Annotated in this window: 22 protein-coding genes and 3 pseudogenes; 18 read left to right on the top strand and 7 right to left on the bottom strand. The window is 43.1% G+C overall.

The window, feature by feature from the left end; all coding sequences use genetic code 11:
• Positions 1-19 precede the first annotated feature (19 nt).
• From AAZR19_RS07880 to AAZR19_RS07890, 3 genes and pseudogenes are all read left to right on the top strand, one after another.
• Positions 20-504 (top strand): annotated as a pseudogene (locus AAZR19_RS07880) (tetratricopeptide repeat protein).
• 118 nt (positions 505-622) lie between these two features.
• Positions 623-2900, top strand: a pseudogene (locus AAZR19_RS07885) (glycosyltransferase).
• Complete coding sequence (locus tag AAZR19_RS07890) at positions 2897-3130, top strand: DUF5970 family protein (protein ID WP_024426379.1); 234 nt, start codon at positions 2897-2899, stop codon at positions 3128-3130. Before AAZR19_RS07885 ends, AAZR19_RS07890 begins: the two are co-directional and overlap by 4 nt.
• 34 nt (positions 3131-3164) lie before the next feature.
• Here the strand turns inward: AAZR19_RS07890 and AAZR19_RS07895 are convergent, their stop codons facing one another.
• Positions 3165-3974, bottom strand: a complete 810-nt coding sequence (locus AAZR19_RS07895; RefSeq protein ID WP_024423774.1) for an RsfA family transcriptional regulator — start codon at positions 3972-3974, stop codon at positions 3165-3167.
• Between the two features lie 242 nt (positions 3975-4216).
• On the opposite strand from AAZR19_RS07895, the gene AAZR19_RS07900 reads away from it, so the two are divergent.
• The 4 genes from AAZR19_RS07900 (at position 4217) to AAZR19_RS07915 (ending at position 7478) form a co-directional block, all read left to right on the top strand.
• On the top strand, positions 4217-4438 hold the full coding sequence (locus AAZR19_RS07900) for a DUF1450 domain-containing protein (RefSeq protein ID WP_003215259.1): 222 nt from the start codon (positions 4217-4219) through the stop codon (positions 4436-4438).
• Positions 4439-4608: 170 nt separating this feature from the next.
• A complete protein-coding gene (locus AAZR19_RS07905) occupies positions 4609-5910 on the top strand; it encodes an HD domain-containing protein (protein ID WP_007497716.1) in 1302 nt (433 codons plus the stop codon).
• Between the two features lie 30 nt (positions 5911-5940).
• Positions 5941-6441, top strand: coding sequence for a YwgA family protein (locus AAZR19_RS07910; protein WP_041108207.1), 501 nt, complete (start codon positions 5941-5943; stop codon positions 6439-6441).
• 224 nt (positions 6442-6665) lie between these two features.
• Positions 6666-7478, top strand: a complete 813-nt coding sequence (locus tag AAZR19_RS07915; protein WP_024426367.1) for a zinc-dependent metalloprotease — start codon at positions 6666-6668, stop codon at positions 7476-7478.
• Positions 7479-7528: 50 nt separating this feature from the next.
• Here the strand turns inward: AAZR19_RS07915 and AAZR19_RS07920 are convergent, their stop codons facing one another.
• Entirely contained in the window at positions 7529-7714 is a 186-nt protein-coding gene (locus tag AAZR19_RS07920; RefSeq protein WP_003214939.1) for a 2-hydroxymuconate tautomerase, read from the bottom strand.
• Between the two features lie 113 nt (positions 7715-7827).
• Between AAZR19_RS07920 and AAZR19_RS07925 the strand changes: the two genes are divergently transcribed.
• Positions 7828-8484: a site-2 protease family protein gene (locus tag AAZR19_RS07925; RefSeq protein ID WP_248351167.1), complete on the top strand. Its 657-nt coding sequence runs from the start codon at positions 7828-7830 to the stop codon at positions 8482-8484.
• Between the two features lie 12 nt (positions 8485-8496).
• On the top strand, positions 8497-9015 hold the full coding sequence (locus AAZR19_RS07930; protein WP_024423769.1) for a YwhD family protein: 519 nt from the start codon (positions 8497-8499) through the stop codon (positions 9013-9015).
• 124 nt (positions 9016-9139) lie between these two features.
• Here the strand turns inward: AAZR19_RS07930 and AAZR19_RS07935 are convergent, their stop codons facing one another.
• The gene (locus tag AAZR19_RS07935) at positions 9140-11209 is read right to left on the bottom strand and encodes a transglycosylase domain-containing protein (RefSeq protein WP_076840490.1); all 2070 of its coding nucleotides are present in this window, start codon (positions 11207-11209) and stop codon (positions 9140-9142) included.
• Positions 11210-11433: 224 nt separating this feature from the next.
• Between AAZR19_RS07935 and speE the strand changes: the two genes are divergently transcribed.
• From speE to argS, 5 genes are all read left to right on the top strand, one after another.
• A complete protein-coding gene (gene speE / locus AAZR19_RS07940; RefSeq protein WP_025093862.1) occupies positions 11434-12264 on the top strand; it encodes a spermidine synthase in 831 nt (276 codons plus the stop codon).
• Between the two features lie 69 nt (positions 12265-12333).
• Positions 12334-13206 carry an agmatinase gene (gene speB / locus AAZR19_RS07945; RefSeq protein ID WP_226015412.1) on the top strand — a complete coding sequence of 291 codons (873 nt, stop codon included), beginning with the start codon at positions 12334-12336 and terminating at the stop codon, positions 13204-13206.
• Between the two features lie 79 nt (positions 13207-13285).
• Positions 13286-13633 carry a hypothetical protein gene (locus AAZR19_RS07950; RefSeq protein ID WP_076840489.1) on the top strand — a complete coding sequence of 116 codons (348 nt, stop codon included), beginning with the start codon at positions 13286-13288 and terminating at the stop codon, positions 13631-13633.
• A 124-nt stretch (positions 13634-13757) separates the two neighbouring features.
• Positions 13758-14180 carry a DUF1934 domain-containing protein gene (locus AAZR19_RS07955; RefSeq protein ID WP_003215400.1) on the top strand — a complete coding sequence of 141 codons (423 nt, stop codon included), beginning with the start codon at positions 13758-13760 and terminating at the stop codon, positions 14178-14180.
• Positions 14177-15850: an arginine--tRNA ligase gene (gene argS, locus AAZR19_RS07960; RefSeq protein WP_076840488.1), complete on the top strand. Its 1674-nt coding sequence runs from the start codon at positions 14177-14179 to the stop codon at positions 15848-15850. Before AAZR19_RS07955 ends, argS begins: the two co-directional genes overlap by 4 nt.
• A gap of 294 nt (positions 15851-16144) precedes the next feature.
• Here argS and AAZR19_RS07965 read toward each other — a convergent pair.
• Positions 16145-17116: pseudogene (locus AAZR19_RS07965) on the bottom strand (S66 family peptidase).
• Positions 17117-17253: 137 nt separating this feature from the next.
• Here AAZR19_RS07965 and cls (AAZR19_RS07970) point away from each other — a divergent pair.
• The 3 genes from cls (AAZR19_RS07970) (at position 17254) to AAZR19_RS07980 (ending at position 21857) form a co-directional block, all read left to right on the top strand.
• Positions 17254-18771, top strand: a complete 1518-nt coding sequence (cls, locus tag AAZR19_RS07970) for a cardiolipin synthase (protein ID WP_422109581.1) — start codon at positions 17254-17256, stop codon at positions 18769-18771.
• Between the two features lie 105 nt (positions 18772-18876).
• A complete protein-coding gene (locus AAZR19_RS07975; RefSeq protein WP_041088614.1) occupies positions 18877-20592 on the top strand; it encodes an ABC transporter ATP-binding protein in 1716 nt (571 codons plus the stop codon).
• A 266-nt stretch (positions 20593-20858) separates the two neighbouring features.
• Entirely contained in the window at positions 20859-21857 is a 999-nt protein-coding gene (locus AAZR19_RS07980; protein ID WP_041108192.1) for a S66 family peptidase, read from the top strand.
• A gap of 28 nt (positions 21858-21885) precedes the next feature.
• Here the strand turns inward: AAZR19_RS07980 and AAZR19_RS07985 are convergent, their stop codons facing one another.
• The 3 genes from AAZR19_RS07985 to cls (AAZR19_RS07995) all read right to left on the bottom strand — a co-directional run bounded on the left by AAZR19_RS07985 (position 21886) and on the right by cls (AAZR19_RS07995) (position 24385).
• A complete protein-coding gene (locus AAZR19_RS07985) occupies positions 21886-22140 on the bottom strand; it encodes a hypothetical protein (RefSeq protein ID WP_041108190.1) in 255 nt (84 codons plus the stop codon).
• Between the two features lie 73 nt (positions 22141-22213).
• Positions 22214-23176, bottom strand: coding sequence for a UV DNA damage repair endonuclease UvsE (gene uvsE, locus AAZR19_RS07990; RefSeq protein WP_041108188.1), 963 nt, complete (start codon positions 23174-23176; stop codon positions 22214-22216).
• Between the two features lie 12 nt (positions 23177-23188).
• Positions 23189-24385: a cardiolipin synthase gene (gene cls, locus AAZR19_RS07995; RefSeq protein WP_076840484.1), complete on the bottom strand. Its 1197-nt coding sequence runs from the start codon at positions 24383-24385 to the stop codon at positions 23189-23191.
• 143 nt (positions 24386-24528) lie between these two features.
• On the opposite strand from cls (AAZR19_RS07995), the gene AAZR19_RS08000 reads away from it, so the two are divergent.
• On the top strand, positions 24529-26640 hold the full coding sequence (locus tag AAZR19_RS08000) for a heterodisulfide reductase-related iron-sulfur binding cluster (RefSeq protein WP_076840483.1): 2112 nt from the start codon (positions 24529-24531) through the stop codon (positions 26638-26640).
• Positions 26641-26727: the final 87 nt, after the last annotated feature.

The following is a 26727-nucleotide window of genomic DNA, read 5'->3' on the forward strand; positions in this document are numbered from 1 at the left end:
AAAGAGTAGAGGTGAAGTGATGGAAACAAAGCTTGAAAAAGCCATTGAACTTCGAAAAAGTGGACATCTTCAAGAATCAAATGAAATGCTGTCTCATCTTGCAAAGGAGTATCCAGACGATGCCTCTATTCATTATCAATGTGCCTAGAGTTATGACCTGTTAGGAGAGGAAAGGCAAGCTGTCTTTTTTTATGAAAGGGCCATTGAGTTAGGATTGTCTTCAGAAGAACTAGAAGACGCTTTACTAGGGTCAGGAAGTACATACAGAACTTTAGGAGAATACGAAAAGTCAAAACAGATATTCCTCAAAGGGATGGAAACTTATCCGGACAACCAAGCCATTCAAACGTTCTATGCCATGACTTTGTATAATTTAAAGGAACATAGCAAAGCGATGGAAATATTACTGAACTGTTTAACTGAAACGACAAAAGATCCTGCTATTTTAAGTTATCGAAAGGCGATTGATTTTTATTCAAATCAGTTAGATAGTTATGGAAATAATAGTTGATTTGGTTACTTGAATAGATTTGGAGGGGCAATGTTATGAAAAAATCCCCTCCTTTGTTATGGAATTTTATATGTAATAGTCATTTATGGCGTAAGAAAGAAGGTAAATTTGTTGTCATTATTCACCACGTATTACCCGCTGTTTATGCTTTGTGTTTTGTCTGTGTTGTATGTGATGTATCGTATTCAGCCGATGGCCTCTACTGTTAAAAAAATCATCATTGTGCTCTGTGTGTTAACAAATGCCGCCTATATTTGCTGGCGTCTCTTCTTTACACTGCCGCATGAAGGTACATTTAATATAATAATGGGCACCTTGCTTGTTGCCTGTGAATGTATTGGATTTTTACAGCTGCTTGTGTTTTATACACTTGTTTGGAAGCCTTCAAATCGGAAACAAGTCACGATCAGTGATCTGGACAGGCTGCCAACAGTTGATATTTTCATAGCTACATATAATGAACCGATTGAAGTGCTGAAACGCACGGTGGCAGGCTGTTTGAATCTGTCTTATCCAAAAGGCAGCGTCCACATTTATTTATGTGATGATGGCAAGAGGGAGTCTGTGGAGCAGCTTGCATCTGAGTTTGGCGTTCATTATCTGACAAGAACAGATAACAAGTTTGCTAAGGCGGGTAATTTAAACCATGCGATGTCTCAAACGAATGGGGAGCTGATTCTCACACTTGATGCTGATATGGTCCCCCTTCCTGCCTTTTTAGAAAAGACAGTGCCTTACTTTCATGATGGAGCGACTGCGTTTGTTCAAGTTCCACAGGCGTTTTATAACGAAGACCCTTTCCAATATAATATGTTCTCGAAGGATCGAATTCCAAATGAACAGGACTTCTTTATGCAAACCCTCCAAGCTGGTAAGGATCGATTCAATGCGGTGATGTATGTCGGGAGTAATACTGTATTTAGAAGAACGGCCTTAGAGGAAATTGGCGGATTTGCTACTGGAGTGATTACAGAAGACATGGCGACCGGAATGCTTCTCCAAGGGAAGTTCAAATCTGTGTCTGTCGGAGAAGTATTAGCCGTCGGTCTGGCACCTGAAAGCTGGATTGATTTGTTAAAGCAGCGAGACCGGTGGTCGAGAGGGAACATTCAGTGCGCCCGTAAGTTTAATCCATTGAAGGTTCGCGGCTTAATTGCTTATGCAGCGAGTTCTTTATTTAGATGGCATTGTGTATTGGTTTAACGGTTTGTTTAAAATGATTTACATTCTTACACCGATTTTGTTTTTATTGTTTGGTATTCAAAGTTTCTGGGCCGATTTCCAGTCCATTTTCATGTTTTGGCTGCCGGCGTTCTTTAGTTCGTATTTAGCGTTTAAATTGGTGTCGAATCAAAAAAGAAGTATGTTCTGGAGTCATATTTACGAAAGCTCTATGGCATTCCACTTGGCTGGTGTAGCTTTAAGTGAGCTGTTTTTGAAGAAGAGGGTTGAATTCCTTGTCACACCGAAGGGAATTCAAACGGACAAGAGACATTTTCATTTGAAAACGATGATTCCTCATTTGATCTTCTTGCTGCTCTCATTGCTTGTCCTTGTGAAAATAGGATACGATATGAAGGTAAATGGGACGATGAATGCTGATCTCACGTTGATTAATATTTTTTGGGTGCTTTACAACGGTGCAGGTCTATTCATGGCACTGATTGTGGCGTTTGATCGTCCGCGTTATCGAAAATCAGAGCGGTTTGTCATAGAAAAAGAGGGGCAGCTCTGTTCTGATCGTCAAGAAGAATCGATTGCTTGTTTTCTACTAGACATGAGTGATTCAGGTGCGCGTCTATCCATTCCACTTGATCAAGCTTCTTCTTTAAATCAAGGGCAAATGCAATTGTTCTTTTCAGAGGATCAAAGTGTGGCGTGTGATGTGGTTTGGAGCCATCCAGATGGAGACAAGCTGATGGTTGGTGTTGCTTTTACTGATACAGAAAAATCAGAGTACCTATCATTGATCCGTTTCTTATTCACACGAGAGCATGTATCGATAACGGATCGTGAGAAAAAATCCTATGCTGTTCGGACATTTCTCCGCTTTATAAGAGAAACGGAGAAAGTACCAAGGGCCTTGCGGCGCAAATGGGTGAGAAGACCGTTGCAAAGCGTGACAGGCACGCTGTCCTATGAGGGCCGGTTAGAAGAGAAGGTGCCGGTGAACATACATGATATTAGTGTATCTGGGTGCAAAATCGAGTCTGAAGCTTCAATTGAATTACATGAGAAAGTGCTGATCACCATTGACACAGAATCTCTCACTGATCAGCCGGCGATTGCAGTCTGGACATCACAAAAACGCGGCCGCACAATGGCCGGACTCAAGTTTGTTCAGCCTGAAATCAAGCAGATAGAAGAAAGAGAGGGAGTGGTTTCTTGAAATCCAAAAACGGCGGTTACCTCTATTTACTATGGCTTCCTGTCATCATGGGAGCCGGCTACGGCATTTCGCTTTTAGTGCCATTTCTTCAGCCTGTCCTGACACTTGGCATCGCAGGTCTTTATATTTTTATGTTTGGTGATTTTCAGGTAAGGCAGGTCAGATATATTTTTATGTTTGTGTTTTTGATCAATGTCCTTTTTAGTGTGATGCTATTTTTGGGCATTTAAAAAAAGTGCTTCCCGAGGCGGGGAGCACTTTTTGTTATTCTGCCATTTTTTCGAGGTTGCCGTTCCGGTCCATTTTAAAGGTTGGTGCGGCACTATCGTCCTCTTCAAACAAAACTAGTTTTCTTGCACGGTTCATGATTTTCACGAGTGTTTCATAATCTTCTTGAATCGTGAGCTGATCCTTTTCAAGCTTCTTCACTTCAGCTTCTAGCTGCGAGACTTTATGAGAAAGCTCATTGTTTTCTCGTTTTAAGCGGCTGTTTTCCATACGTAAGGCAGTGGATTGCTGACCATCGCCTTCATAACGGCGTAAGAAATCAATGATATCGTCGATGGTTAATTCTTGATGCTGCCTAAATGGATTTGCTTCCGGCTTTTTCTCTGCGGTATTTGGGGCAGGAGCAGCCTGTGACAATAAATGTGATAAACTAGCTAACTCTTCATTGTAGCTTTGATCCACAAACTGAAGCTGTTCAGCAGTTTCAGCTGCTGGTGCAAATGTTTCTTCCTTTGCTGGCTCCAGTTCCTGTGAGAATTCCTCTTGAGTGACCGTTTCTTCTACTTGCGGCTGATAAAGTAATCGTTTTTTCGCTGGCTGTCCATTACCAAGTGCACGCATCCGTTGTTTTCGCTGTTTTTTGGCAAGTGCCAGCGCTTTTTCATATTGATGTCTGACGACAGCGTTCCATCTAAATCCGCATGCCGCTGAGGTGCGGTTCAGCTTGTCTCCAACTTCTTCAAACGCATTTAGTTGCGTGCTGCCCTCTCTGACGTGACGTAAGACGGTTTCTGCCAGGAGGAGATCATTTTCCTCTGACCAAGCATCTTGTCTTTGTTTTGACATGTGTTTAAACCCCCATATGATTTGATGGTATTAGATTAGCCAAGTTCAAGAAGGTTTATACAAGTTTGCTAAAAGGATAGTGGAAAATACTAGCTTTTATGTAAGCGGATGATGGGGGCAGCAAAGCGTCTTGCAAGTCCAGCCGCTTCGATGTACAATGTTGGGTGGTATATTATTCATGATTGGCTGTCCAACTGTTTCATATAGAATGAAGTATCATCATTGAAAGGAAGCGTAAGACCATGGCTAATGAGTTTCGCGTATGTGACGATTGTGATGCGACGAACCTAAAGACGTTATTGCCTCGACTCAAATCGGTTGACCCTGATGCAAAAATTGAGATCGGCTGTCAATCCTATTGTGGTCCAGGACGAAAAAAGGCTTTTGCGTTTGTGAACAATCGCCCATTATCCGCACCAACAGAAGATGAATTACTTGAAAAGGTTCAAAAAAAAGTCAAATAAATGTCACTGAATGTGTTCAGTCGACCTAAAAAGAGGTCCGTCCCTGTCAGGTCGGGCTTTTTACGTCCGTGCAATCTTTGAGAACACATTCATCAGCAAATTCAAGGATGTTTTCGGGAAAAGTTACCCGATATAATAGAAACACGTCTTAAAAAAAGAGGGACGAAACGATGGCGTATCCAAAAGGGAAATTATCTGAGGAAAAGGTATTTAAAGATCCTGTACACCGTTATGTTCACGTAAGGGATGCATTAATATGGGATTTAATAGGAACAAGAGAGTTTCAGCGCCTGAGACGAATTAAACAGCTAGGAACTACTTATTTGACGTTTCATGGTGCAGAACACAGCCGATTCAATCATTCACTCGGTGTATACGAGATTGTGAGACGAATTGTGGATGATGTGTTTAAAGGGCGGCCTGAATGGGATGAAGGGGAGCGCGAGCTTGTACTTAGTGCAGCCTTGCTTCATGACCTCGGACATGGTCCATTTTCTCATTCCTTTGAAAAGGTCTTCCACTTAGACCATGAATCGTTTACAAGAGATATTATTTTAGGGCAGACGGAAGTCAATGAAGTGCTCCGCCGGGTGAGTGATGATTTCCCGAAGCATGTGGCTGAAGTCATTGCCAAAACGTATCAAAACAAACAGGTGGTCAGTTTGATCTCAAGTCAAATTGATGCCGACCGAATGGACTATTTGCAGCGTGATGCCTACTATACAGGCGTCAGCTACGGCCACTTTGATATGGAACGTATTTTACGTGTGATGCGCCCGAGAGAAGATCAGATTGTGATGAAGCAGAGCGGGATGCATGCGGTTGAGGATTATATTATGAGCCGCTATCAAATGTACTGGCAAGTCTATTTCCACCCAGTGACACGCAGTGCGGAAGTCATTTTAACGAAAATCCTTCACCGTGCAAAAGAGCTGCATGAAACGGGTTATATTTTCACACATGCCCCCGTTCACTTTTATTCAATCTTTGAGGGGAATGTCACCACAGAGGACTATATTAAGCTGGATGAATCCATTGTCTTATTTTATTTTCAGGCGTGGGAAGATGAAGAAGATCACGTGCTGGCTGATTTGTGCCGCCGTTTTATGAACCGCCGATTGTTCCAATATACAGAGTTTAATCCAAATGAAGAAATGACGAAATATTTCAAGCTGACCGCCTTGTTCAAGGAGGCAGGAATTGATCCTGACTACTATTTAGTGGTCGACTCTTCCTCTGACTTGCCCTATGACTTCTACAGACCAGGGGAGGAAGAAGAGAGGCTGCCAATCCACCTTTTGACGCAAAGCGGTCATATTAAAGAACTGTCGAGACAGTCAGATATTGTTGACGCCATTTCCGGTAAACGAAGAACCGATCATAAACTTTATTTCCCGATGGACTTAATTGTAGATATGTCGGAAAAAGCTGAAGAAAAAAAGGCGATCATGAAGCTGCTTGGTTTGGGATAAGGAAGTACTGAAAAAGGAGATGTCGGGAATTTGTTGAAAGAGCATGCAAAGTTGATGAAGGTATTCTCTGAATCAGGGGAAATCGTTGGACGGAAGAAGCTGCAAAAAATGATTTACATAGCAAAAAAGCTAGATTTGCCTTTTTACGAGAAATACGATTTTCATTTTTATGGCCCCTATTCAGAGGAGTTGACGCTCAGAATTGAAGAGCTGTGCAACCTTGGATTCTTGGACGAAATGAAGGAAAAAAAGGGCGGATACTATCAATATCGCTATTCGCTGACGGACAATGGGAAAGAGTTTCTCGATCAGTGTGAAGTGGACATGCCTGACCTCAAAGCGCTGACGAAGCAGATGAACGAGCAATCGTCCCGTTTCCTAGAGCTTGTCTCAACGATTTTATATTTTGATAACCTGCCAGAAGATGAGGTAAAGGAAAAGGTCTTCACTATTAAAAGCAAGCAGCGCTATACGGACGAAGAATTTGAGGCGGCTCTTGCTTATATTGATCAGTTGAAGGAATTGAACTAGTTGAACAAAAGCCCGACTTTTAGGGCTTTTTTTGTTTTGTAAGACCCGGACCAAAAGCGCTATTTTTCGATGAAATGTGTGCCAAAATATCCGAAAAATTAGTGAAAATGACGTAATTCGACTTTCTTCCTGTGCATCTAATTCCCTGTTTTTGACTGAATAGAAGGAAAATGGTGAATTTTCAGTGAATATATAACCTTGTGAAAAACAAAGGAGGGATAGGAATGAAAAAGCGTTCAGTCTTTTTGTCATTTTTATTGGTAGGTAGTTTGTTACCGGGGGTAAGTTCAGCTTCAGCACCAGTAGCGAGTGCAGGTCATGGGCATGATCATGGTCATGCGCCGTTCGAAACCCATATTAGTGAGGGGTTGCCAAAAGCAAAAGATTTTAAAGATTTGAAGACAGCACCTCCAATTGAACGAGATGTGACAACAAAGGTATTAGATGAGTCTGGTAAGCAGGTAGGCTCGAGAACCTTTAAGGCCAATACAGGAGATTCTATTTCAACAAAAGCAAGTACAGGCAGTCAGAAGGTCACTGTTTATGCGGTCGCTGATGCGCAGTATCGTGCGAAATATAGTGACTGGCAAACACGGATTGTCAGCATCATTGAGCAAGCAGATGTCACATTTAACCGTGATCATGATGTGGACTTTGTCGTACAAGCAGTAGGATCTTGGACGTCTTCGGGATCAAATGCAGAGCAAATTTTGTCTAACCTTGCGCGCAGCTTTGATGGCAGAGGATATGACTTTGTCACTGGATTTACAGCAAATCCAAACTTTGATGCTGGCGGAATTGCTTATGTTTACAATAGTGCACCAAGCGGAAGTGCATTCGCCGTTAACCTTGATCAAGGAACAGCGAACACTGCAAAAGCGGCTACGCATGAATACGGTCATAACTTTGGCTTACCGCACGACCCTCAAGGAAGCGGTATTGTCTGCTTAATGAATTATGATTATTCTTACACAGTTGACTACTTTGATGCGGCTCATAAAAATCAAGTGAACCGTAACAAAGCGTGGTACAGATAAGAATGCAGACAAAAGGACAAACACTCTATGTGCTTGTCCTTTTTATATGCTTACAGATCGCTCATTCGCTTTCCTGCTACAGCATAGTGTTCTTTTTTCATTTCTTCAATAATGACAGAGACTTTTTCTGCCCCTGCGCCTGTTGTTTCAACAACGGCATCTGTGACTTTCTCCACAAGAGCTCTTTTCTGCTCGTCTGTTCTTCCTTCAAGCATTTGAACGGTGACAATCGGCATGGCGAAAACCTCCTTTTTCCTTTAATGCTACGCTTCCCTTTAGTTTAAGGGACTTCTTATAGTATACTGAATGAAGTAAATCATTGTATAGAAAGAAAGAGGGATTCATGCCTTTGAACCAATTTCTTGTTTATCCATTAGAACTTATTCCATATGTCGCCATTACGCTTGTTGTTGCATTTACGATGCACGAGCTGGCGCATGCATATGTTGCGTACCGATTCGGAGACCCGACGGCTAAGAATCAAGGGAGACTGACGCTCAATCCACTGAAGCATCTCGATGTATTCGGGACGATTTTGATCTTTGTGGCCGGGTTTGGCTGGGCGAGACCGGTACCGGTGAATCGTTACCATTTTAAAAAACCGCGCTTAGCAGGGATTTGTGTCTCCATTGCTGGGCCATTAAGTAACTTGGTGCTGGCGTTTTTGGGCTTTTTTGTGTATGTGCTTCTTCAGAAATTTGGCGGGGAGTGGATCATGCGCTTTGAGCCGGGAATCGATAATTTCTTTTTAATCTTTATTAACTTAAACGTCATCTTGTTCCTATTTAACTTATTACCACTTCCGCCGCTGGATGGGTATCGGATTATTGAGGACGTCGTCAGCCCCCGTATCCGGGCGAAAATGACGCAATTTGAACAATATGGGATCATTATTTTTCTCATATTCGTGATCACACCACTGGGACACTTTGTGTTTGGTCCATTGATCGGAATGCGGGATCAAATCATACACTGGTTTAATCTTATTTTGAAGCCGCTGCTTTAGGAGGTTTAATGAATGGAAGGTAAAAAGAAGAAACCAATTGGTTTTAACATCATTAAAAAAACAGATGCAACCGACGGACATGGAGGCTTTGGGGCAGGCGCCCTCAGTCTTGATAATATCTCGCCAGTCATCATTGATGTAGAAGAAAAGGAAGCTGTCATTGATATTGGTGCTATGCATGCAAGAAGTGCCGTCGAAAAAGGAATTAAATTTTTGAAAACAAAAGAAGAGGTGCCGAACGGAAAACCGTATTGGCTCGTATGGGTGACGATTGACCGCAGAGAAGAAGGGCCTTATTATGCAGGTGTGACGGCTTGTGAAATGACCGTTGACCGTTCGATCCGCCGCGGGTATAAGTCACTTCCAGAGCATGTGAATTTAATGGATAAATCGATGAAGCGAAAAATTGTCGTGAGTCATATGGATGACGTATCCAAAAAGGTGCTGGCTGATTTCTTAAAAGGGCATAATCAAGCGCTGTGGGACGCATCAACAGATGAATTAAAAGAAGGATTGGCTGTCCCTGAATAATTGTGAAATTTTTGTGAAGATTGGCGGATGTCTACCAATTCTCTCCGGTTTTTGAGTAAACTGGTGTTAAAGCTAGGACATGGAGAATCCCGAGATGCAGGTCTCGGGGTTTTTCATGTCTTTTTTAACGTTTCAGCCACTTTTCCCACCATTTCTTTGGCTTTTGATCTTGAACAGGTTCCTGCTCAGAGGCTTTTTCTTCAGCACCATAGCAGACACCTGTCGGCTCCGTTCCTTCTATAAAATAGGTGAATACCTTTGATTCACATCCTGGACCTGCGAGGTCGCCGGTTTTTGGATTAATATATACCCCTTTGACACCGTCTGGCGGCATGAAGGAGGAGGCTGGCTGCTTCGAGAGGGCTGATTCCATAAAGGAAGCCCATATTTTTTTCGCATAGGCTGTTTCTTCGACTGAATCAATGGTGCGGCCTTTATCATAGCCAGTCCATACACCTGTGACGAGCTGGGGAGAGAAGCCGATCATCCAGCTGTCGGCGCCTGTAGTCCCGGACTTTCCTCCGTATGTTCTTGTAAGGTCCTTCATAATAGTGCGGCCAGTGACACTTGTATAGCCGTTTAATTGATCATTGAACATGCCTGACATCATGTCGGTGGTGACAAATGCTGCTTTTTCATCAAGGATTTGTTCTCGTTTTTGTTTCTCTTCAAAAAGCACATTGCCTTTTGCGTCGGTTACTTTCGTAATAAAGGTTGGTTTTACGCGTTTTCCGCCATTGACCAGCATGGCGTAAGCATTGGTCATTTCAATGGGTTTCACAGGAGACGTGCCCAGGGCAAGAGAGGGTACTTGATCTAGTTTCTCCTTGATTCCAAATGTCTTGCCAGCACGTACAAGCTGTTCCATTCCTAAAAATAGATGGGTTTTCACAGCGTAAATATTATCAGACAGTGCTAAAGCTTGAAGCATTGTAATGCCGTCATTGGCGTAATAGCCGTGATAATTGCTTGGTGAATAAGCGGCATCGCTGCCTGGATCATCCAATTCAAACACCGTTTCCTCACTGCGCATGACGGTTGCGGGTGTAAACCCGTTTTGCAAGGCAATGTAATAGAGAAGGGGTTTCATGGTTGAACCGGGCTGCCTTTTTGCTTGTGTCACCCGATTGAATGGACTTTTCTCATAATCTCTCCCGCCTATGAGGGCAAGTACATGCCCTGTTTGGGGATGGATGGCAGCAAAGCCAATTTGGATTTCTGATTTGGAATTCATCGTGTTTTTTAACGTCTTTTCTGCGATTTTCTGTAATTCTGGATTGAGAGTCGTTTGGATATGAAGCCCATAGGTTTCAATCTGTTCCTCAGTTAACCCCAAGCTTTGTTTCAACTCTCGAATCACATCGTCATAAAAATACGGGGCTTGCTTTGCTTGCAGCTGCTTCTTTCGCAAAGGGCGATAGGACAGTTTTTCTTTCGCAGCGTCATCAGCTACTTTTTTCGTAATCATGCCATCCTCTTGCATTTGCCTCAGAATCATATTCTTTCTTGCGCTGGCTTTCTCCTCATTCACATAAGGGGAATAGAGCGAAGGCCCCTTTGGGATACCGGCAAGCAGGGCAGATTCAGCGAGGGTTAAATTTTTCGCCTTTTTCCCGAAATACAGACGGGACGCTGCTTCCACGCCATACGCTCCGTGACCATAATAAATGGTGTTCAAGTATCCTTCTAAAATCTCATCTTTTGTATAGTTTTGTTCTAAACGAATCGTGTAAAAGGCTTCATTCCACTTCCGCTTCCACGTTTTATCATGATCTAAATAAAGGTTTCGTGCATATTGCTGGGTGATCGTGCTGGCACCTTGCACCTTAGCCATGGCACGAATATCGGCCACCGCAGCACCTGCCATCCGTTTCACATCAAAGCCATGATGCTCATAAAAGGTTTTATCTTCAACAGCGACAACTGCCTGTCTGATATGAGGAGACATCTCCTTTAATGGCACCCAATATCTCTTTTCTCCAAAGCTGGATTCTCCAAGCTTTGAGCCATCGGCTGCATAAATGGTCGTGGATTGGGGAACTTGAACAGAAGGGGCACCTTGCCATTTAGCTATTAATAGAATCGTCAAAAAGACGGTACCTGCAAATAGAAAAGCGAGCAAGCCGATAAAAAAACAGGCTCGAATCGTTTTCACGGTCATGCGGATTTTTTTATTACTCATGATTGTGTCCATGCAAAGCCCCCATTTTGACGGTTTTTTATCAGTATGGAACAAAGAAAACCGTTTTAAACAAGCGATTGCAGGAGCGCTTTAAAAAATGAAGAGAACTCATGCGGTTCTTTACAATTTGATATGAATCCACTATACTTTTTTCTTGGACAATCGATATAGTCAAAGCCGATAAAAGGCGCTAACAATAGATGTTTGTTTATTATTGGATGAGAGGAAGATGAACAATGAGCGAACTTTGGTATACAGAGAAGCAAACGAAGAATTTTGGTATTACATTGAAGGTGAACAAAACCCTTCACACAGAACAAACAGACTTTCAGCATTTAGAAATGGTGGAAACAGAAGAGTTTGGCAATATGCTGTTTTTAGACGGCATGGTGATGACGTCTGAGAAGGATGAGTTTGTATACCACGAAATGGTGGCACATGTTCCTCTTTTCACTCATCCAAACCCGGAAAATGTTCTTGTTGTAGGCGGAGGAGACGGCGGTGTCATTCGTGAGATCCTCAAACACCCAAGTGTGAAAAAAGCGACACTTGTTGATATTGACGGAAAGGTCATCGAATACTCGAAGAAATTCCTTCCTTCTATCGCTGGGAAACTAGACGATCCTCGTGTAGATGTGAAAGTAGGAGACGGTTTTATGCACATTGCTGAAGCTGATAACGAGTATGATGTGATCATGGTTGACTCTACTGAGCCAGTTGGACCAGCTGTGAACCTGTTCTCTAAAGGGTTTTACGCAGGAATCGCAAAAGCACTCAAAGAAGACGGTATTTTCGTTGCACAAACGGACAACCCTTGGTTCACACCTGAGCTGATTACAAATGTACAGCGTGATGTAAAAGAAATTTTCCCAATTACAAAGCTTTACACAGCGAATATTCCAACGTATCCAAGCGGTCTTTGGACATTCACCATCGGTTCTAAAAAATATGATCCACTTGCTGTAGAAGACAGCCGTTTCTTTGATATTGAGACGAAATATTACACAAAAGAATTGCACAAAGCGGCATTCGTTCTGCCGAAATTTGTGAGCGACTTAATCAAATAAATCAAGCGAAATGGACATGCGCAAATGACGGTTTGCGCATTTTTTGAAGCGTAAAAGGAGGAATCTTGCATGAGATTCGACGAGGCTTATTCAGGAAAAGTGTTTATTGGAAGTCATCCGACATGGGAAGATGCAAAGGTCATTTTATACGGCATGCCGATGGACTGGACAGTTAGCTACCGCCCAGGTTCACGTTTCGGTCCGAACCGCATTCGTGAAGTATCGATCGGTTTAGAGGAATTCAGCCCTTATTTAGATCGTGAACTGCACGAGGTGCCATTCTTTGATGCGGGTGACATCCCACTTCCTTTTGGGAATGCACAAAAGAGCTTAGATTTAATTGAAGAGTATGTCGACAGCATTTTAGAAAAAGGGAAGTTTCCATTAGGAATGGGCGGCGAGCATCTCGTGTCTTGGCCGGTTTTCCGTGCGATGTATAAGAAATACCCTGATTTGGCCATCATCCATATGGACGCACATACAGATCTTCGTGAGGAATATGAGGGTGAGCCGCTTTCACATTCAACACCGATTCGTAAAGTTGCAGGACTTATTGGAGCTGAAAATGTATTCTCTTTCGGCATCCGTTCTGGAATGAAAGAAGAATTTGAATGGGCAAAAGAAGCGGGTATGCACATTTCTAAATTTGAAGTGCTGGAGCCATTGAAGCAAGTATTGCCAAAGCTAAAAGGGCGTCCAGTATATGTGACGATCGATATTGATGTACTTGACCCAGCTCATGCACCTGGTACAGGAACGGTAGATGCTGGCGGTATTACATCAAAAGAGCTGCTTGCATCCATTCATGCGATTGCAGGATCTGACGTCAAAGTCGTTGGGGCAGACCTAGTCGAGGTAGCACCTGTATATGATCACTCTGACCAAACAGCGAATACAGCGAGTAAGCTTTTACGCGAAATGCTGCTTGGATTTGTGAAATAATCAGTTGATAGAGGAGCTTGTCATCTCATGTGGACAAGCTCTTTTTTTTACATTGGTCAAAAAATAAAGGAGGGAGCTCATGTTTTCGTCAATATTGATGGGGATCCTCGCTTTATGTGTGTTAGCGGCAGGCTTTCTCACACTGAAACGAGAGCTCGCAGCTGATCCGCCTGTTTTTGCTTCAAAGAAGGAAGCAAAGGAAGAGATGCTGGGGCTGTTTCACGATCGAGGCTTTTTCTATCTGACGACCATTGCGTTATTCATGCAGGTAGTATTTAAAAAGGATCAAATCGCACCATTTGATTTTTTCCAGGCATTTTTGGCAAGTTCAGGCATACAGGCTCTTTTTTACTTAATGAAAAGAAAAGACTTAGGTGTAAAGGCTGGACTTGTCGTAGTGGTCAGTTGTATTTTTCTTTTTTTCTAAAGGGATGGCTGAAGATGAAAAACGAAGTTTAATCGCCTTGAAGAAGAGAAATGATGGTATGATAGGCGATCATGATTATGGTATACTATTTTAGTTAAACGGGTCTTAGCAAAGGAAGTGCAAAATGACACAAAACCAAATTTCAATTCATGTAAAGTCAGTGATGAAACCAGAGACGGAGCCGGCTGAAACGATCGAATTCCGCACGACTGGAACGTACCAAGAGAAGAATGACAAAACGTATCTCACTTACCATGAAGAACATGAAATGGGTCAAGTAAAAACCGTTGTGAAAATGAGTGAAAAAGAAATTTTTGTGATGAGATCAGGGGCTATTCAAATGAAGCAGCGCTTTCTCATTGGAGAAACGACCGTCACACATTACACGATGCCATTCGGTACACTTCAGTTAGATGTGCACACACATGGTATTGATCTCGATGTGGACAAGGGACTGCTGCACATTACGTACGATATGCTGACAGGAGAAGATCAAAAGCATTTACATACATTATCGATTTCGTATAAGGAGGATTTACGTTCATGAATATCGCAGAACAGGTCAAAGATGCGTTAAAAGAAGAAATCATAGCGGCAGTCGTCAAAGCAGGACTTGCCGATGAAAGCCAGGTGCCAGATGTCCTTTTAGAAGTGCCGAAAGACAAAACTCACGGTGATTACTCGACCAACATGGCGATGCAGCTTGCCCGCATTGCGAAAAAAGCACCTCGTCAAATCGCAGAGGACATCGTCAATGCGTTTGATAAAGGGAAAGCTTCCATTGAAAAACTGGATATCGCAGGTCCAGGGTTCATTAACTTTTATATGAACAATCAGTATTTAACAAAGCTCATTCCAGCTGTCCTTGAGGCAAAAGAAGCTTACGGCGAAACGAATACAGGCGGCGGTCAAAAGGTGCAAGTCGAATTCGTCTCAGCTAACCCAACAGGTGACCTTCACCTTGGACATGCCCGCGGAGCAGCTGTAGGAGATTCCCTTTGCAACATCCTTGATAAAGCAGGGTTCGATGTGAGCCGTGAATACTATATCAACGATGCAGGGAATCAAATCAATAACCTCGCTTTATCTGTAGAAGTACGTTATTTTGAGGCACTCGGTCTTGAAAAAGAAATGCCTGAAGACGGCTACAGAGGAGAAGACATCAAAGGCATCGGACAAAAGCTTGCGGATGAATTTGGTGACCGTTTCGTGCATGAGCCGGAAGAAGAGCGTATGAAGTTCTTCCGTGAATACGGTTTGAAATACGAATTAGAAAAATTACGTGTAGACCTTGAGAATTTCCGTGTGCCATTTGATGTATGGTATTCAGAAACCTCTTTATATGAAAACGGAAAAATCGAACCAGCGCTGGAAACACTTCGCGCTAAAGGCTATGTCTTTGAAGAAGACGGCGCAACATGGCTGCGTTCAACTGATTTTGGTGATGATAAGGACCGTGTGCTGATTAAAAAAGACGGCAGCTTCACTTACCTGCTTCCAGACATCGCATATCATAAAGACAAATTGGACAGAGGCTTTGACCAGCTCATTAACATTTGGGGAGCGGACCATCACGGCTATATTCCTCGGATGAAAGCGGCGATCCAAGCACTTGGATATCCAGCTGACAAACTGGAAGTAGAAATCATTCAGCTTGTGCATCTTTACAAAAACGGCGAAAAGATGAAGATGAGTAAACGTACAGGAAAAGCCGTCACAATGCGTGATCTGATTGAAGAAGTCGGCTTAGATGCGACTCGTTATTTCTTTGCGATGAGAAGTGCGGCGACACATATGGACTTTGACCTAGACTTAGCGATTTCTACGTCTAACGAAAACCCTGTGTACTATGCACAATATGCGCATGCGAGAATTTGCAGCATGCTGCGTCAAGGAGAAGAAAAAGGCTACGAACCTAACCTTGAAAAAGCCGATTTCTCTCACATTCAATCGGAAAAAGAATACGATCTTCTGAAAATCATTGGCAGCTTCCCAGAAGTTGTAGCAGAAGCAGCTGAAAAGCGTATTCCGCACCGCGTGACGAACTATATTTATGACCTTGCATCAGCCCTTCACAGCTTCTACAATGCCGAGAAGGTCATTGACGCAGAAAAAGAAACAAAAACAACAGCACGTCTTTCACTCATGAAAGCAACACAAATCACGCTTGCTAATGCATTAAAACTAATTGGTGTATCGGCACCGGAAAAGATGTAATGAAATGAAAGAAAGCCCCACTCTATTGAATGAGTGGGGCTTTTTCGTATAAAAAACCTGCTATCCTCAAGAGACAGCGGGTTTTGAAAATTATCCAAGCGTATTAATCATGTTAGAAATAGAATCGAATAATTGGCTAAGTACATCAGAAAACATATTTTTGCCTCCTCTCTTTTCTTTTTACATCTACTTAACGAAGGGGATGGAGGGTTGGATCACTTTTTCTAAAAAATTTCAAAAAAGATGGCGGCATAGAAAAAAGCACCGCCTATTTGGGTGCTTTTTGGCCTTTAGTCATGAATGAATGCGCAGCTTCACGTCTCCATTTGTACACGCTAGCTGAACGTTTCCGCCAATCGGGAGGGTGAAGACGGGCTGTGTATGTCCGAGATCGACATCGTAAATCACTGGGATGTGTTTGAGCATTGGGTGCTTATCTAGGATGAATCTTAAATGTTCCTCTGTCATCTTGGATTTCTTCTGAAAGCGTCCGATGATCAACCCTTTGATTGATTGTGCATGCTGTAAGAGGGAGGTAAGGTCTCTGGCGAACATTTCAGGGAACACCAGCTCATCATCCTCGACAAATAAGACCGCATCCTTTACATTCGGCATAAATGATGTCCCTTGCAGTAAGTTCAGTGTACAAAGGTTTCCGCCAAACAAGGTGCCTTCAGCTGTTCCTGCCTGATATATGTTCCATTTCGTCGGATGAAACTGCCTGTTCGCTTGATCGAGATATCACGCATCATCACTCCATTTTGTTGAAGGAATCACATCAAACGGTTCGCCTCCGTTCATCAAGCAAGCTTGAAACATAGCGGTCTGCTCCTCCTGTCCCTGCTCCATTTGAAAGCTTGAGAAATGGGGGCCAGAATATGTTACCATATCACATTTCGCTGTAATGGCGCTTGCAAGTGCTGTAATGTCACTATAGCCGCAAAGGACTTTAGGATGCTGACGGATCAAGTCGTAATCAATATAAGGCAAAAGCTCATTGGAGTTGAAGCCTCCGATGGCTGTCAAAATACCATCGACCTCATCATCTGTGAACGCCTCATGCAGATCAGACAAGCGGTGTTCAATAGACGATGAGGAATGAAGGTCACATTCAAAGACGTGCTGTCCAAAAGAGACAGTGAACCCTAAAGACTCCAGACGTTTTTTCGCTTGAGAAATTCCTTCTTTTGATAAAATGCTGGCATTTCGGCTTGGGGCAATGACACGAATATGGCTGCCTTTTTTTAAAGGTGGGGGTGTATGCATAAACAAATCTTCCTTTCCATCACGTATTTCTCCATTATATCGGATCAAATAGCGCAAGTCTGTAAAGGCTAGGAAAAAGGAATGGGTCGTGCGTTTCATACAAGCTGTGTAAAGGGTATGGAAGAGAAAAAGACAGAATGAGGGCGGAGAATGTGAAAAAGAGAAGACTGGAATTTTTATTTTTATATTTTATGATCTTCGGGGCATATGTGGTGTTTTGGTGGACTGTGCCGGCGTGGAGCGTTCAGCTGTACGCAGCGATTTATATCGCCATTATTTTATTTAGTATCATCTCACTCATGCTGGAGAACCGTACATCACAGCACACGCTGTTATGGATATATGTGCTGATTTTTTTCCCGATCATTGGCTATATGTTCTATCTGTTCTCAGGACAGCTCTATGTAAAGGGCCATTTATTCAAATCAAAGAGAATGTATAACCGCGAGAAATTACGCAGAATCTCTGAGCTTGAGAGTAAGCCGAATGAGTCACGTTTAACCGATAATCAGCGTGCTTTTTTTCATTACACAGAAAAAGCAACAGGCATGCATGTGAATACAAATAGTGATATGGAGATTTTAAAGAATGGGGAGGAGACGTTTCCCCGAATTTTTGAAGAGTTAAAAAAGGCAAAATCGTTCATTCATATTGAATATTACATGTTTAAATCCGATTTCCTTGGCCACCGGATGATGGAGATTTTGATTGAAAAAGTGAAAGAAGGGGTAGAGGTCCGCTTCATATATGATGCGGCAGGCAGCATCCGCTTCTCCCGAAAAGATATTAAACGCTTGAAGCAGGCAGGAGTCAAGGTCGCTCCTTTTCTTCCTTTAAAATATGGATTCTTTAATCAAAAATTCAATTTTCGAAATCACCGAAAAATCGTCATTATTGATGGAGAGACAGGGTTTGTCGGCGGGTTAAATGTCGGCAAGGAATACGTAGGACGGGATGAAAAGATCGGCTTTTGGCGTGATACGCATGCCATGTTAAAGGGTGAGGCTGTTCAGACCCTTCACTCCGTTTTTATGCTGGACTGGGAGTATGTATCAGATGAAGTATTAATTGATGATCCGAGGTATCATACGCCGAATTCTGTGACAGGCGAGGATGTTATTCAGGTTGTACCAACTGGACCTGATATGAAAGAAAGTATGAGTGATTTATATGATGCCCTCATTTCTAATGCGAAACAATTTGTCTGGATTGCCACACCTTACTTTGTACCAAACGAATCGATTCGCACTGCGCTCAAAATCGCTGCCACAAGAGGGGTGGATGTGCGGGTGATGGTACCGGAGATCAATGACGGATTTCTCACGCAATATGCCACACGATCCTATTTTTCTGAGCTTCTAAAAGAGGGCATCAAGGTGTATCACTATCAAAAAGGGTTTATGCACCAAAAGGTGATGATCGCTGATGGAGAACTCGCTTCTGTCGGCACCGCGAATGTCGATATGAGAAGCTTTCAGCTCAATTTTGAGGTCAATGTCTTTACAGCCGCCAAAAAGCCAATTGAGCAATTGATGGCTCACTATGAGGAAGATATGAAGGAATGTGAACAAATGGGTCCTGTTCATTTTTATAAAAGAGGCTTAAAAGAGCGGTTGAAGGAATCATTTGCCCGGTTGTTTTCTGGCGTATTATGAGGATTTCCAGTCAAAGAAATCATTTCCTGATCTAGTATTTTGAAGAGGATTCCTCTATAATTGAAAATGATTATCAATTATAGAGGGAATGAGGTTCTTTTACATATGCTAAAACGCTTTTTCGCCTATTACAGGCCCTATCGCGGTCTGTTCTTTTTAGATTTCTTTTGCGCTGTCGCAGTTGGATTGATGGAACTTGGTTTCCCGCTGATCGTGAACTACTTCATTGATACATTATTACCAACAGGGAATTGGACGGTCATTGCCTGGACCGCACTTGCTCTGTTTATCATTTATGCACTCAGCTCGGTTATGCAGTTTATTGTGTCGTACTGGGGGCACATGTTAGGTATCAATATTGAAACAGATATGAGGAAGAAGCTGTTTGATCATTTTCAGCGTCTCTCATTTAAGTTCTTTGATAACAACAAAACGGGTAAGCTTATGTCTCGGATGACAAATGACCTCATGTACATTGGTGAGGTGGCTCATCACGGACCTGAGGATTTGTTTATTGCAATTATGACGATTCTTGGCGCCTTTGCTGTCATGCTGATGATTAACTGGCAGCTTGCTATTTTAACCTTTCTGATCATGCCTGTCATCATTTGGCTTGCCCTTCATTTTAATAAGAAGATGACACAGGCGATTACACAGCTGAACAATGACATTGGAGACTTTCATGCAAGGGTTGAAAACAATATTGGCGGCATTCGTCTTGTTCAAGCCTTTGCCAACGAACATTTCGAGAAAAAGCGTTTTGCTGAAAACAACAACCGCTTTCGGAAAGCGAAGCTACTTTCATATAAAATCATGTCGGTGAACGGCTCAATCAGTTACATTCTCACACGTCTTGTGACACTGTTTGTCCTTCTGGCAGGGACATGGTTTGTTCTGCAGGGTCAATTAACGGCAGGTGGATTTATCGCGTTTGTTCTCATTACAAACGTCTTATTCAGACCGATTGATAAAATCAACACAGTGATTGAAATGTATCCTAAAGGAATTGCGGGCTTTAAAAGCTATGTCGATTTACTTGAAACAGAGCCAGATGTGAAGGATACAGAAGGAGCTCGTGATGTATTCGGATTGAAAGGTGAAATTGAATATCGAAACGTGACATTCGGCTACGATGAGCACAGCCACGTGTTAAAAGATATCGATTTGAAGATCAAACAAGGAGAAACCGTTGCGTTTGTCGGGCCTTCAGGAGCCGGGAAATCGACGATTTGCAGTTTGCTGCCACGTTTTTATGATGTGGATGAAGGGGAGATTACAATTGATGGTGTGAGTACAAAATCGATGACCCTGTCTTCTTTAAGACAGCAGATCGGCATTGTGCAGCAGGATGTCTTTTTATTCTCAGGCACCATTCGAGAAAACATTGCGTACGGCAACCTAGAAGCCAGCGATGCAGAGATTTGGGAGGCTGTACGTCGTGCGCATTTAGAGGAACTCGTTCAGCGTTTCCCAGAAGGATTAAATACAGTCATAGGCGAGCGCGGCGTCAAACTGTCGGGAGGTCAAAAGCAGCGTCTGTCGATTGCGCGGATGTTCCTAAAAAATCCTTCGATTCTTATTTTAGATGAAGCCACATCAGCACTTGATACAGAAACAGAAAAAGCTATACAGGATGCACTGAGCGAACTGGCTGTCGGCAGGACAACACTCGTCATTGCCCACCGCCTGGCAACAATTAAACACGCCGATCGTATCATCGTCGTGACAGAGGAAGGCATCCAAGAACAAGGCCGCCACCAAGACCTCATTCAAATGGGCGGCGTGTACAGCAGACTGCATGAAGCGCAGTTTGGTCATTAAAGAGAAAGCCCTTTTGATAAAGGGATCAGCGTGTAGACAAACCCTCGCATTCGGTGTCAGGCCTGCGTGCCGGTGCTCACGAATGTCAAATTCGCTCCGAGCCGGTACTCGTCCTTCCTAGGGCTGCAAAGGTTTTCTATCACGCTGAAATGAAGACAAAGGCTAAAAGCAAAATCATTTTAGCCCTTTGTCGACAATCTGAGCCCTTTTGATAAAGGGCTTTTTTTGTTAGGATAGAAAAAACGTTGTAGGAAGGATCTGATGGAATGAAGGGGCTTCGGCGATTACAAAAGGGCGATAAGATCGGTATTTTTTCACCTTCAAGTCCTGCATCAGCGACCTCGCCTCTTAGGTATCAGCGGGCGAAGAAGTGGCTTGAGCAAAAAGGATTCATTGTGGTTCCAGGATCATTAACAGGGAAAGAGGATCACTACCGTTCAGGTACAATTCAAGAACGAGCAGATGAGCTGAATGAGCTGATGGCTAGAAAGGACTTGGCGTGCATCATGTCAATGATTGGCGGGACGAATTCAAATAGTTTGCTGCCTTATCTTGATTTTGACCTGCTGAAACAACATCCGAAAATCATGATCGGTTATTCAGATGCGACAGCAATTCTTTTAGCGGCATACGAAAAAACGGGACTGCCTGTTTTCTACGGGCCGGCGCTTGTTCCTTCTTTTGGCGAGTTTGAACCATTTGTCGATTATACATATCAGTCATTTGAGGACATCCTGATGTCCCAACAAACCATTCCTTATCAGATAGAAAAACCGCCTTTTTGGACAGATGAACGAATCAATTGGGAAGAAAAGACGCGTGACAAAAAGCAGCGTCCGAATGATTGGCTGTGCGTCATAGAGGGACAGGCAGAAGGCAGATTGATCGGCGGGAACTTGAATGCGATGTATGGCATATGGGGAAGTGAGTTCATGCCAGCCATCCAAAACGGAGACATCCTTCTCATTGAAGATTGTATGAAAACCGCGTCGGTTGTAGAAAAGAACTTCTCTTTATTGAAAGTAAATGGAGTGTTTGAACGGGTATCAGGGATTCTTTTGGGAAAACATGAGCTGTTTGATGATGAAGGAACGGGCAAAGAACCTTACGAGATTTTACTTGAGGTGCTCGGAGAGACAAAAAGACCGCTCATCGCTGATTTTGACTGTGCCCATACGCACCCAATGCTTACGATGCCAATTGGGGCACAAGTGAAAATGGATGCATCCTCCAAACAAGTTTGGTTAACAAAAGAGTGGATATAGCAAAAAAGCAGCCTCGGGCTGCTCTTCTTTATGAAACCGTCTCTTTTTCAAACGGCTGAAGGAGATCTTGCGCTTTTTTCCCCTCTACGACAATTAAGTAATCAGATTCTAAATGAGTGAGCCTGAAGGTTTCAAGCTCTACGATGTTCTTAATGTTGCACATTGTTTTTTTAGAATACACATATATACGATGCTGAGCCTGCTGGCACTTTTCATAAAGAGAAATAAGCTTATGTAAATTCAACGCTTTTGCAGCGATTCGGATTGAATAAATTTGAGACATCTTCATATCCTCCTGTTAATTACTTTCTCACAATAGCTTTGTTACCCTCATTTGCATAAAGGTAAACCTTTCTCTATGATTTCCACTCAATGGTTCCTCCGCCCGTCCGCCGATTGCCCCTTATCGCAGACAGTTCTTCGACTAGACGGAGCAGAGCCTGATCCTTTAATTTTGCTTCAATCATGAAATCTACATCACGACCATACGGTTTTAATGTTTGAAAAAGCGGTAAGACAAAGTTCATATCTACTCCATCTGCATGACTGCGTATGGCTTTTTCTGATTTAGGTGAAGACAAATGGATTTTGGGCGGAATGTCAGTGTTTGTCCAAGTGTTGAACATTCTTGGCAGGATGTCATCGAGTGCGGCATCATCATCTTTATTTGCCACGTGATGATGGTAATCAAAAACAAACGGAATCTCATGCTTTTCACATACACTAAGCGTTTCCAGCGACGTATATGTTTTGTCATCGTTCTCAAGTGTCATTCTCGCCTTGATATGAACCGGAAGCTGTTTGATATTTTCATCAAAGCGTTGAAGAGCCGATTCTTTATCACCGTAAGCCCCGCCTACATGAATGTTCATGTAGCCTTCCTTTTCGAGCTTCATCGCTTCAAGCATCTGATAATGGTACGTCATATCGATGACGGCATTTTCAGTTATCGAAGGTTTTGGACTAGTAAACAAGGTAAATTGATTGGGGTGAAAGCTGACCCGTAAGCCGTGCCGTTTCACCAGCTTGCCTATCTCAAGAAATTCTTTGCGAAAAGGTGTCACAAAGTCCCAGCGCACCTCGGGATGGGTCGCGAGCGGGACGATCGAGCTTGAAAAACGGTAAAGCGGGATATCATGAGCAATGGCGAAATAAAGCGTTCTTAATGTATTCACGAGATTGGCCTTCGTTGTTCGCAATAAAGCCTCGTTTCTTTCTTCCTTAGCGAGCTTGCTGTATCTAGCAAAGGTCAGCGACTTGGCAGGAGAAGCTTCCCACAAGGTGACGGCATTGGATACATAACCAAATCGATAACGCATAGGTCATCTCCTTTATAAAAAATACGAGAACATGGCGGCAACCCACTCAAGCGGCCGTGTGAAAAGCGGGCGCTTTGACAATGTTTCTTCTGTCAGGATTTCAGATACCTCCATATGCTCCCGAATCTTTTCCTCTACGTGTGCAGTAAAGTCGGGATCATCAATGGCCACATCTACTTCTTCGTTTAAAAACAAACTGCGTTTATCAAAATTCGCAGTGCTGATCATACAGCGGCTGCGATCAATCAAAATGGCTTTCGAATGATAAAATCCTTTATAAAAACGATAAACAAGGCATCCAGAGGCAATGAGGTCCTTCAAATAATGAAAGCCAGCCTCTTTGACAAGTGGATGATCCGCTTTCATTGGAATGATGATTTCAACTGTGACGCCGCGCTTTCGTGCATCAAGCAGCGCCTTCAGAAGAGGGGAAGATGGAATAAAATAAGGCGTACAGATGATGATCTGTTTCTTCGCCTGTTGAATATCTTTAAGAAATAAAGCTTCTAAAGAAAAGCCAGCAGTCGCGCGTGTTGTGCATTGTAATGTTCCCGGTTCCAATGCAGGGAAAACCTCATATTGCAGCTGATGAATACCAGACGACCGGTACAAATCATTCAGAAATACATGCTGGAGATCTGCGACAACCTGTCCAGTCATCCGCAAATGATAATCCTTCCAAATGCCAAACCGGCCTTTCTTTCCAACATATTCATCGCCTATATTAAATCCGCCAATATAGCCAATTTTCCCATCAATTACCGTGATTTTACGGTGATTTCTCATGTTTAAACGGTAAATCAAAAAAGGAAACCGAGGCTTATTTAAAAAGTAAAATTGAATGCCGCTTCTTTCTAGCATGTCAATCGCCTTTTGATCAAACGGATAGGAGCCCAATCGGTCGGTCAGCAAAAAGACGGAAACTCCTTGCTCAGCTTTGGCTTTCAATGCTTGTAAGACCTTTTGACCAATCTTGTCGTTCTTTACAATAAAGAACATCATATGAATAGAAGAAGAGGCCTGCTGTATATCGGTAAGCAGCTGATCGAAAAATGGTTCGCCATCATGATAAAAGGCAGCATCGCCGCTTGTTTGGTCAAAAGACCGTTCAAATGCGTGAGTAGAAAAATATTTCCTTCCCATATAAAGGTCTAACATCACGAGCAAAACGATGGCAATGAGTACGAGTAGGATGATCAATGCGATCATGAAACTTCCTCCTTTTTTGCATATTTCAATAGTGTACCCAAACGTGTAAAAAATATTGACTGAATACTCATTCATTATTTATGATAGAGGTACAACATGGAAACGGAACAAAGTGGGTTTTGGGGAATGAAAGGGGGAGCAAGATGAATAGCCTTTTAATCATCAACTTGATCGCATTTGCGGCGGTGACCGCTTACGCAGTGTATTTGTTTGTTTATCTCATTCGAACACGAGCGGCGTATATTCGTCTTGGTAAAAAAGAAGAGTTTCAACAAGACATGAAGAAACGCTTAGAGCGTGTTTGGGTCAATGTATTTGGGCAAAAGAAGCTGTTAAAGGACAAGAAGAGCGGCATCATTCATGTGCTGTTTTTCTATGGATTTATCCTCGTACAGTTCGGAGCCCTTGATTTTATTCTGAAGGGGCTTATTCCAGACAGCGGGCTTCCTTTAGGTCCGGTGTACGGCGTCTTTACGTTTTTCCAAGAGGTGGTCACACTTCTCATTTTAGTGGCCGTTGTATGGGCGTTTCATAGAAGATACGTGGAGAAGCTTGTCCGTTTAAAACGAGGCTTCAAATCGGGTCTAGTGCTTTTATTTATTGGCGGCTTAATGCTGACAGTCTTACTTGGGAACGGCATGAACATGATCTGGCATGGACACTCTCTATCACCAACTGAGCCAATCGCTTCTGGTATTGCTTTCTTGCTGGGCGGAATTTCACCTCTTGCGGCTGCGATTGTTTTTTATGCCGCATGGTGGGTGCATCTTCTTATTTTGCTGACATTCTTAGTATATGTTCCGCAGTCAAAGCACGCCCATCTGATTGCAGGGCCTGTGAACGTATTTGTCAGCAGATTAGACCCGCCAGGCAAGCTGCAAAAAATCGATTTTGAAGATGAGTCACAAGAGACCTTCGGTGTGGGAAAAATTGAAGACTTCCGTCAGTCTCAGCTCATCGATCTTTACGCCTGTGTGGAATGCGGGCGCTGCACGAATATGTGCCCGGCAACAGGGACAGGGAAGATGCTGTCTCCGATGGATTTGATATTAAGGTTAAGAGATCATTTAACCAATAAAGGGGCCGCTATTACATCAAAGACACCTTGGGTCCCGCAGCTTGCCTTCAAGCAGACAACAGGAAACCAGCTGGCACTGCAGGCGAGAGGAGCAGGTGCGGAAGAGTCGGCTGCCAGCTCTATATATCATCCTTCTCTTATTGGAGAGGTCATTACAGAAGAAGAAATCTGGGCATGTACGACGTGCCGAAACTGTGAAGACCAATGCCCTGTCATGAATGAACACGTTGATAAGATTATTGATATGCGCAGATATCTTGTCTTGACTGAAGGAAAAATGGACGCAGATGCACAGCGTGCCATGACAAGCATTGAGCGCCAAGGGAACCCGTGGGGACTGAACCGAAAAGAAAGAGAAAATTGGCGTGAACTGAGAGAAGATGTGCATGTGCCGACAGTGAAAGAGCTGAAAAAAGCAGAGCAAACCTTTGATTATTTATTCTGGGTTGGTTCAATGGGGGCCTATGACAATCGTAGCCAAAAGATTGCGCTTGCCTTTGCAAAGCTCCTCAATGAAGCTGGGGTCTCCTTTGCCATCCTAGGCAATAAAGAGAAGAACTCAGGTGATACACCAAGAAGACTCGGAAACGAATTTTTATTCCAAGAGCTTGCTGCAAAAAACATTGAAGAATTCCAGAAAAACGGCGTTACAAAGATCGTCACGATTGATCCACACGCCTATAACTTATTTAAAAATGAATATCCAGACTTCGGACTTGAGGCAGAAGTGTATCATCATACAGAATTACTGGCAGAGTTAGTGAAAGAAGGGAAAATAACACCTGTACATGAAGTGAACGAAGTGATTACTTTCCACGACTCTTGTTACTTAGGCAGATATAACGAAGTGTACGACCCGCCAAGAGACATTTTAAAAGCCATTCCTGGTGTGACGCTGAAAGAAATGGAGCGCAACCGTGAAACTGGTATGTGCTGCGGTGCAGGCGGGGGCTTAATGTGGATGGAAGAAGAGACGGGTACCCGGATTAACACTGCACGAACGGAGCAGGCGTTACAGGTCCAGCCGTCCATCATCAGCTCAGGGTGTCCTTATTGCTTAACGATGCTGGGAGATGGGACGAAGGCGAAGGAAGTAGAGGAGCAGGTAGGCACATTTGATGTCGCCGAACTTCTTGAAAAATCAGTGTTTGGTGAGCCTGGAAAGCAGGTGTCGTAAACATGACTGGCCGATGAATAGGATGTTCATCGGCTTATCCATGGCGCTGTTTCATCAGCTGCCTAAATCATATGTAAGCGGTAACAA

Source organism: Bacillus sp. Je.9.29.b (assembly GCF_051129925.1).
Taxonomy (GTDB): Bacteria; Bacillota; Bacilli; order Bacillales; family Bacillaceae; genus Bacillus; species Bacillus safensis.

Bases quoted from the DNA above. Each gene is read 5' to 3' on its own strand.
- AAZR19_RS07895 (WP_024423774.1), bottom strand. From the start codon at position 3,974: ATGTCAAAACAAAGACAAGATGCTTGGTCAGAGGAAAATGATCTCCTC.
- AAZR19_RS07900 (WP_003215259.1), top strand. From the start codon at position 4,217: ATGGCTAATGAGTTTCGCGTATGTGACGATTGTGATGCGACGAACCTA.
- AAZR19_RS07905 (WP_007497716.1), top strand. From the start codon at position 4,609: ATGGCGTATCCAAAAGGGAAATTATCTGAGGAAAAGGTATTTAAAGAT.
- AAZR19_RS07915 (WP_024426367.1), top strand. From the start codon at position 6,666: ATGAAAAAGCGTTCAGTCTTTTTGTCATTTTTATTGGTAGGTAGTTTG.
- AAZR19_RS07920 (WP_003214939.1), bottom strand. From the start codon at position 7,714: ATGCCGATTGTCACCGTTCAAATGCTTGAAGGAAGAACAGACGAGCAG.
- AAZR19_RS07930 (WP_024423769.1), top strand. From the start codon at position 8,497: ATGGAAGGTAAAAAGAAGAAACCAATTGGTTTTAACATCATTAAAAAA.
- AAZR19_RS07935 (WP_076840490.1), bottom strand. From the start codon at position 11,209: ATGGACACAATCATGAGTAATAAAAAAATCCGCATGACCGTGAAAACG.
- speE (WP_025093862.1), top strand. From the start codon at position 11,434: ATGAGCGAACTTTGGTATACAGAGAAGCAAACGAAGAATTTTGGTATT.
- speB (WP_226015412.1), top strand. From the start codon at position 12,334: ATGAGATTCGACGAGGCTTATTCAGGAAAAGTGTTTATTGGAAGTCAT.
- AAZR19_RS07950 (WP_076840489.1), top strand. From the start codon at position 13,286: ATGTTTTCGTCAATATTGATGGGGATCCTCGCTTTATGTGTGTTAGCG.
- AAZR19_RS07955 (WP_003215400.1), top strand. From the start codon at position 13,758: ATGACACAAAACCAAATTTCAATTCATGTAAAGTCAGTGATGAAACCA.
- argS (WP_076840488.1), top strand. From the start codon at position 14,177: ATGAATATCGCAGAACAGGTCAAAGATGCGTTAAAAGAAGAAATCATA.
- cls (WP_422109581.1), top strand. From the start codon at position 17,254: ATGAGGGCGGAGAATGTGAAAAAGAGAAGACTGGAATTTTTATTTTTA.
- AAZR19_RS07975 (WP_041088614.1), top strand. From the start codon at position 18,877: ATGCTAAAACGCTTTTTCGCCTATTACAGGCCCTATCGCGGTCTGTTC.
- AAZR19_RS07980 (WP_041108192.1), top strand. From the start codon at position 20,859: ATGAAGGGGCTTCGGCGATTACAAAAGGGCGATAAGATCGGTATTTTT.
- AAZR19_RS07985 (WP_041108190.1), bottom strand. From the start codon at position 22,140: ATGTCTCAAATTTATTCAATCCGAATCGCTGCAAAAGCGTTGAATTTA.
- uvsE (WP_041108188.1), bottom strand. From the start codon at position 23,176: ATGCGTTATCGATTTGGTTATGTATCCAATGCCGTCACCTTGTGGGAA.
- cls (WP_076840484.1), bottom strand. From the start codon at position 24,385: ATGATCGCATTGATCATCCTACTCGTACTCATTGCCATCGTTTTGCTC.
- AAZR19_RS08000 (WP_076840483.1), top strand. From the start codon at position 24,529: ATGAATAGCCTTTTAATCATCAACTTGATCGCATTTGCGGCGGTGACC.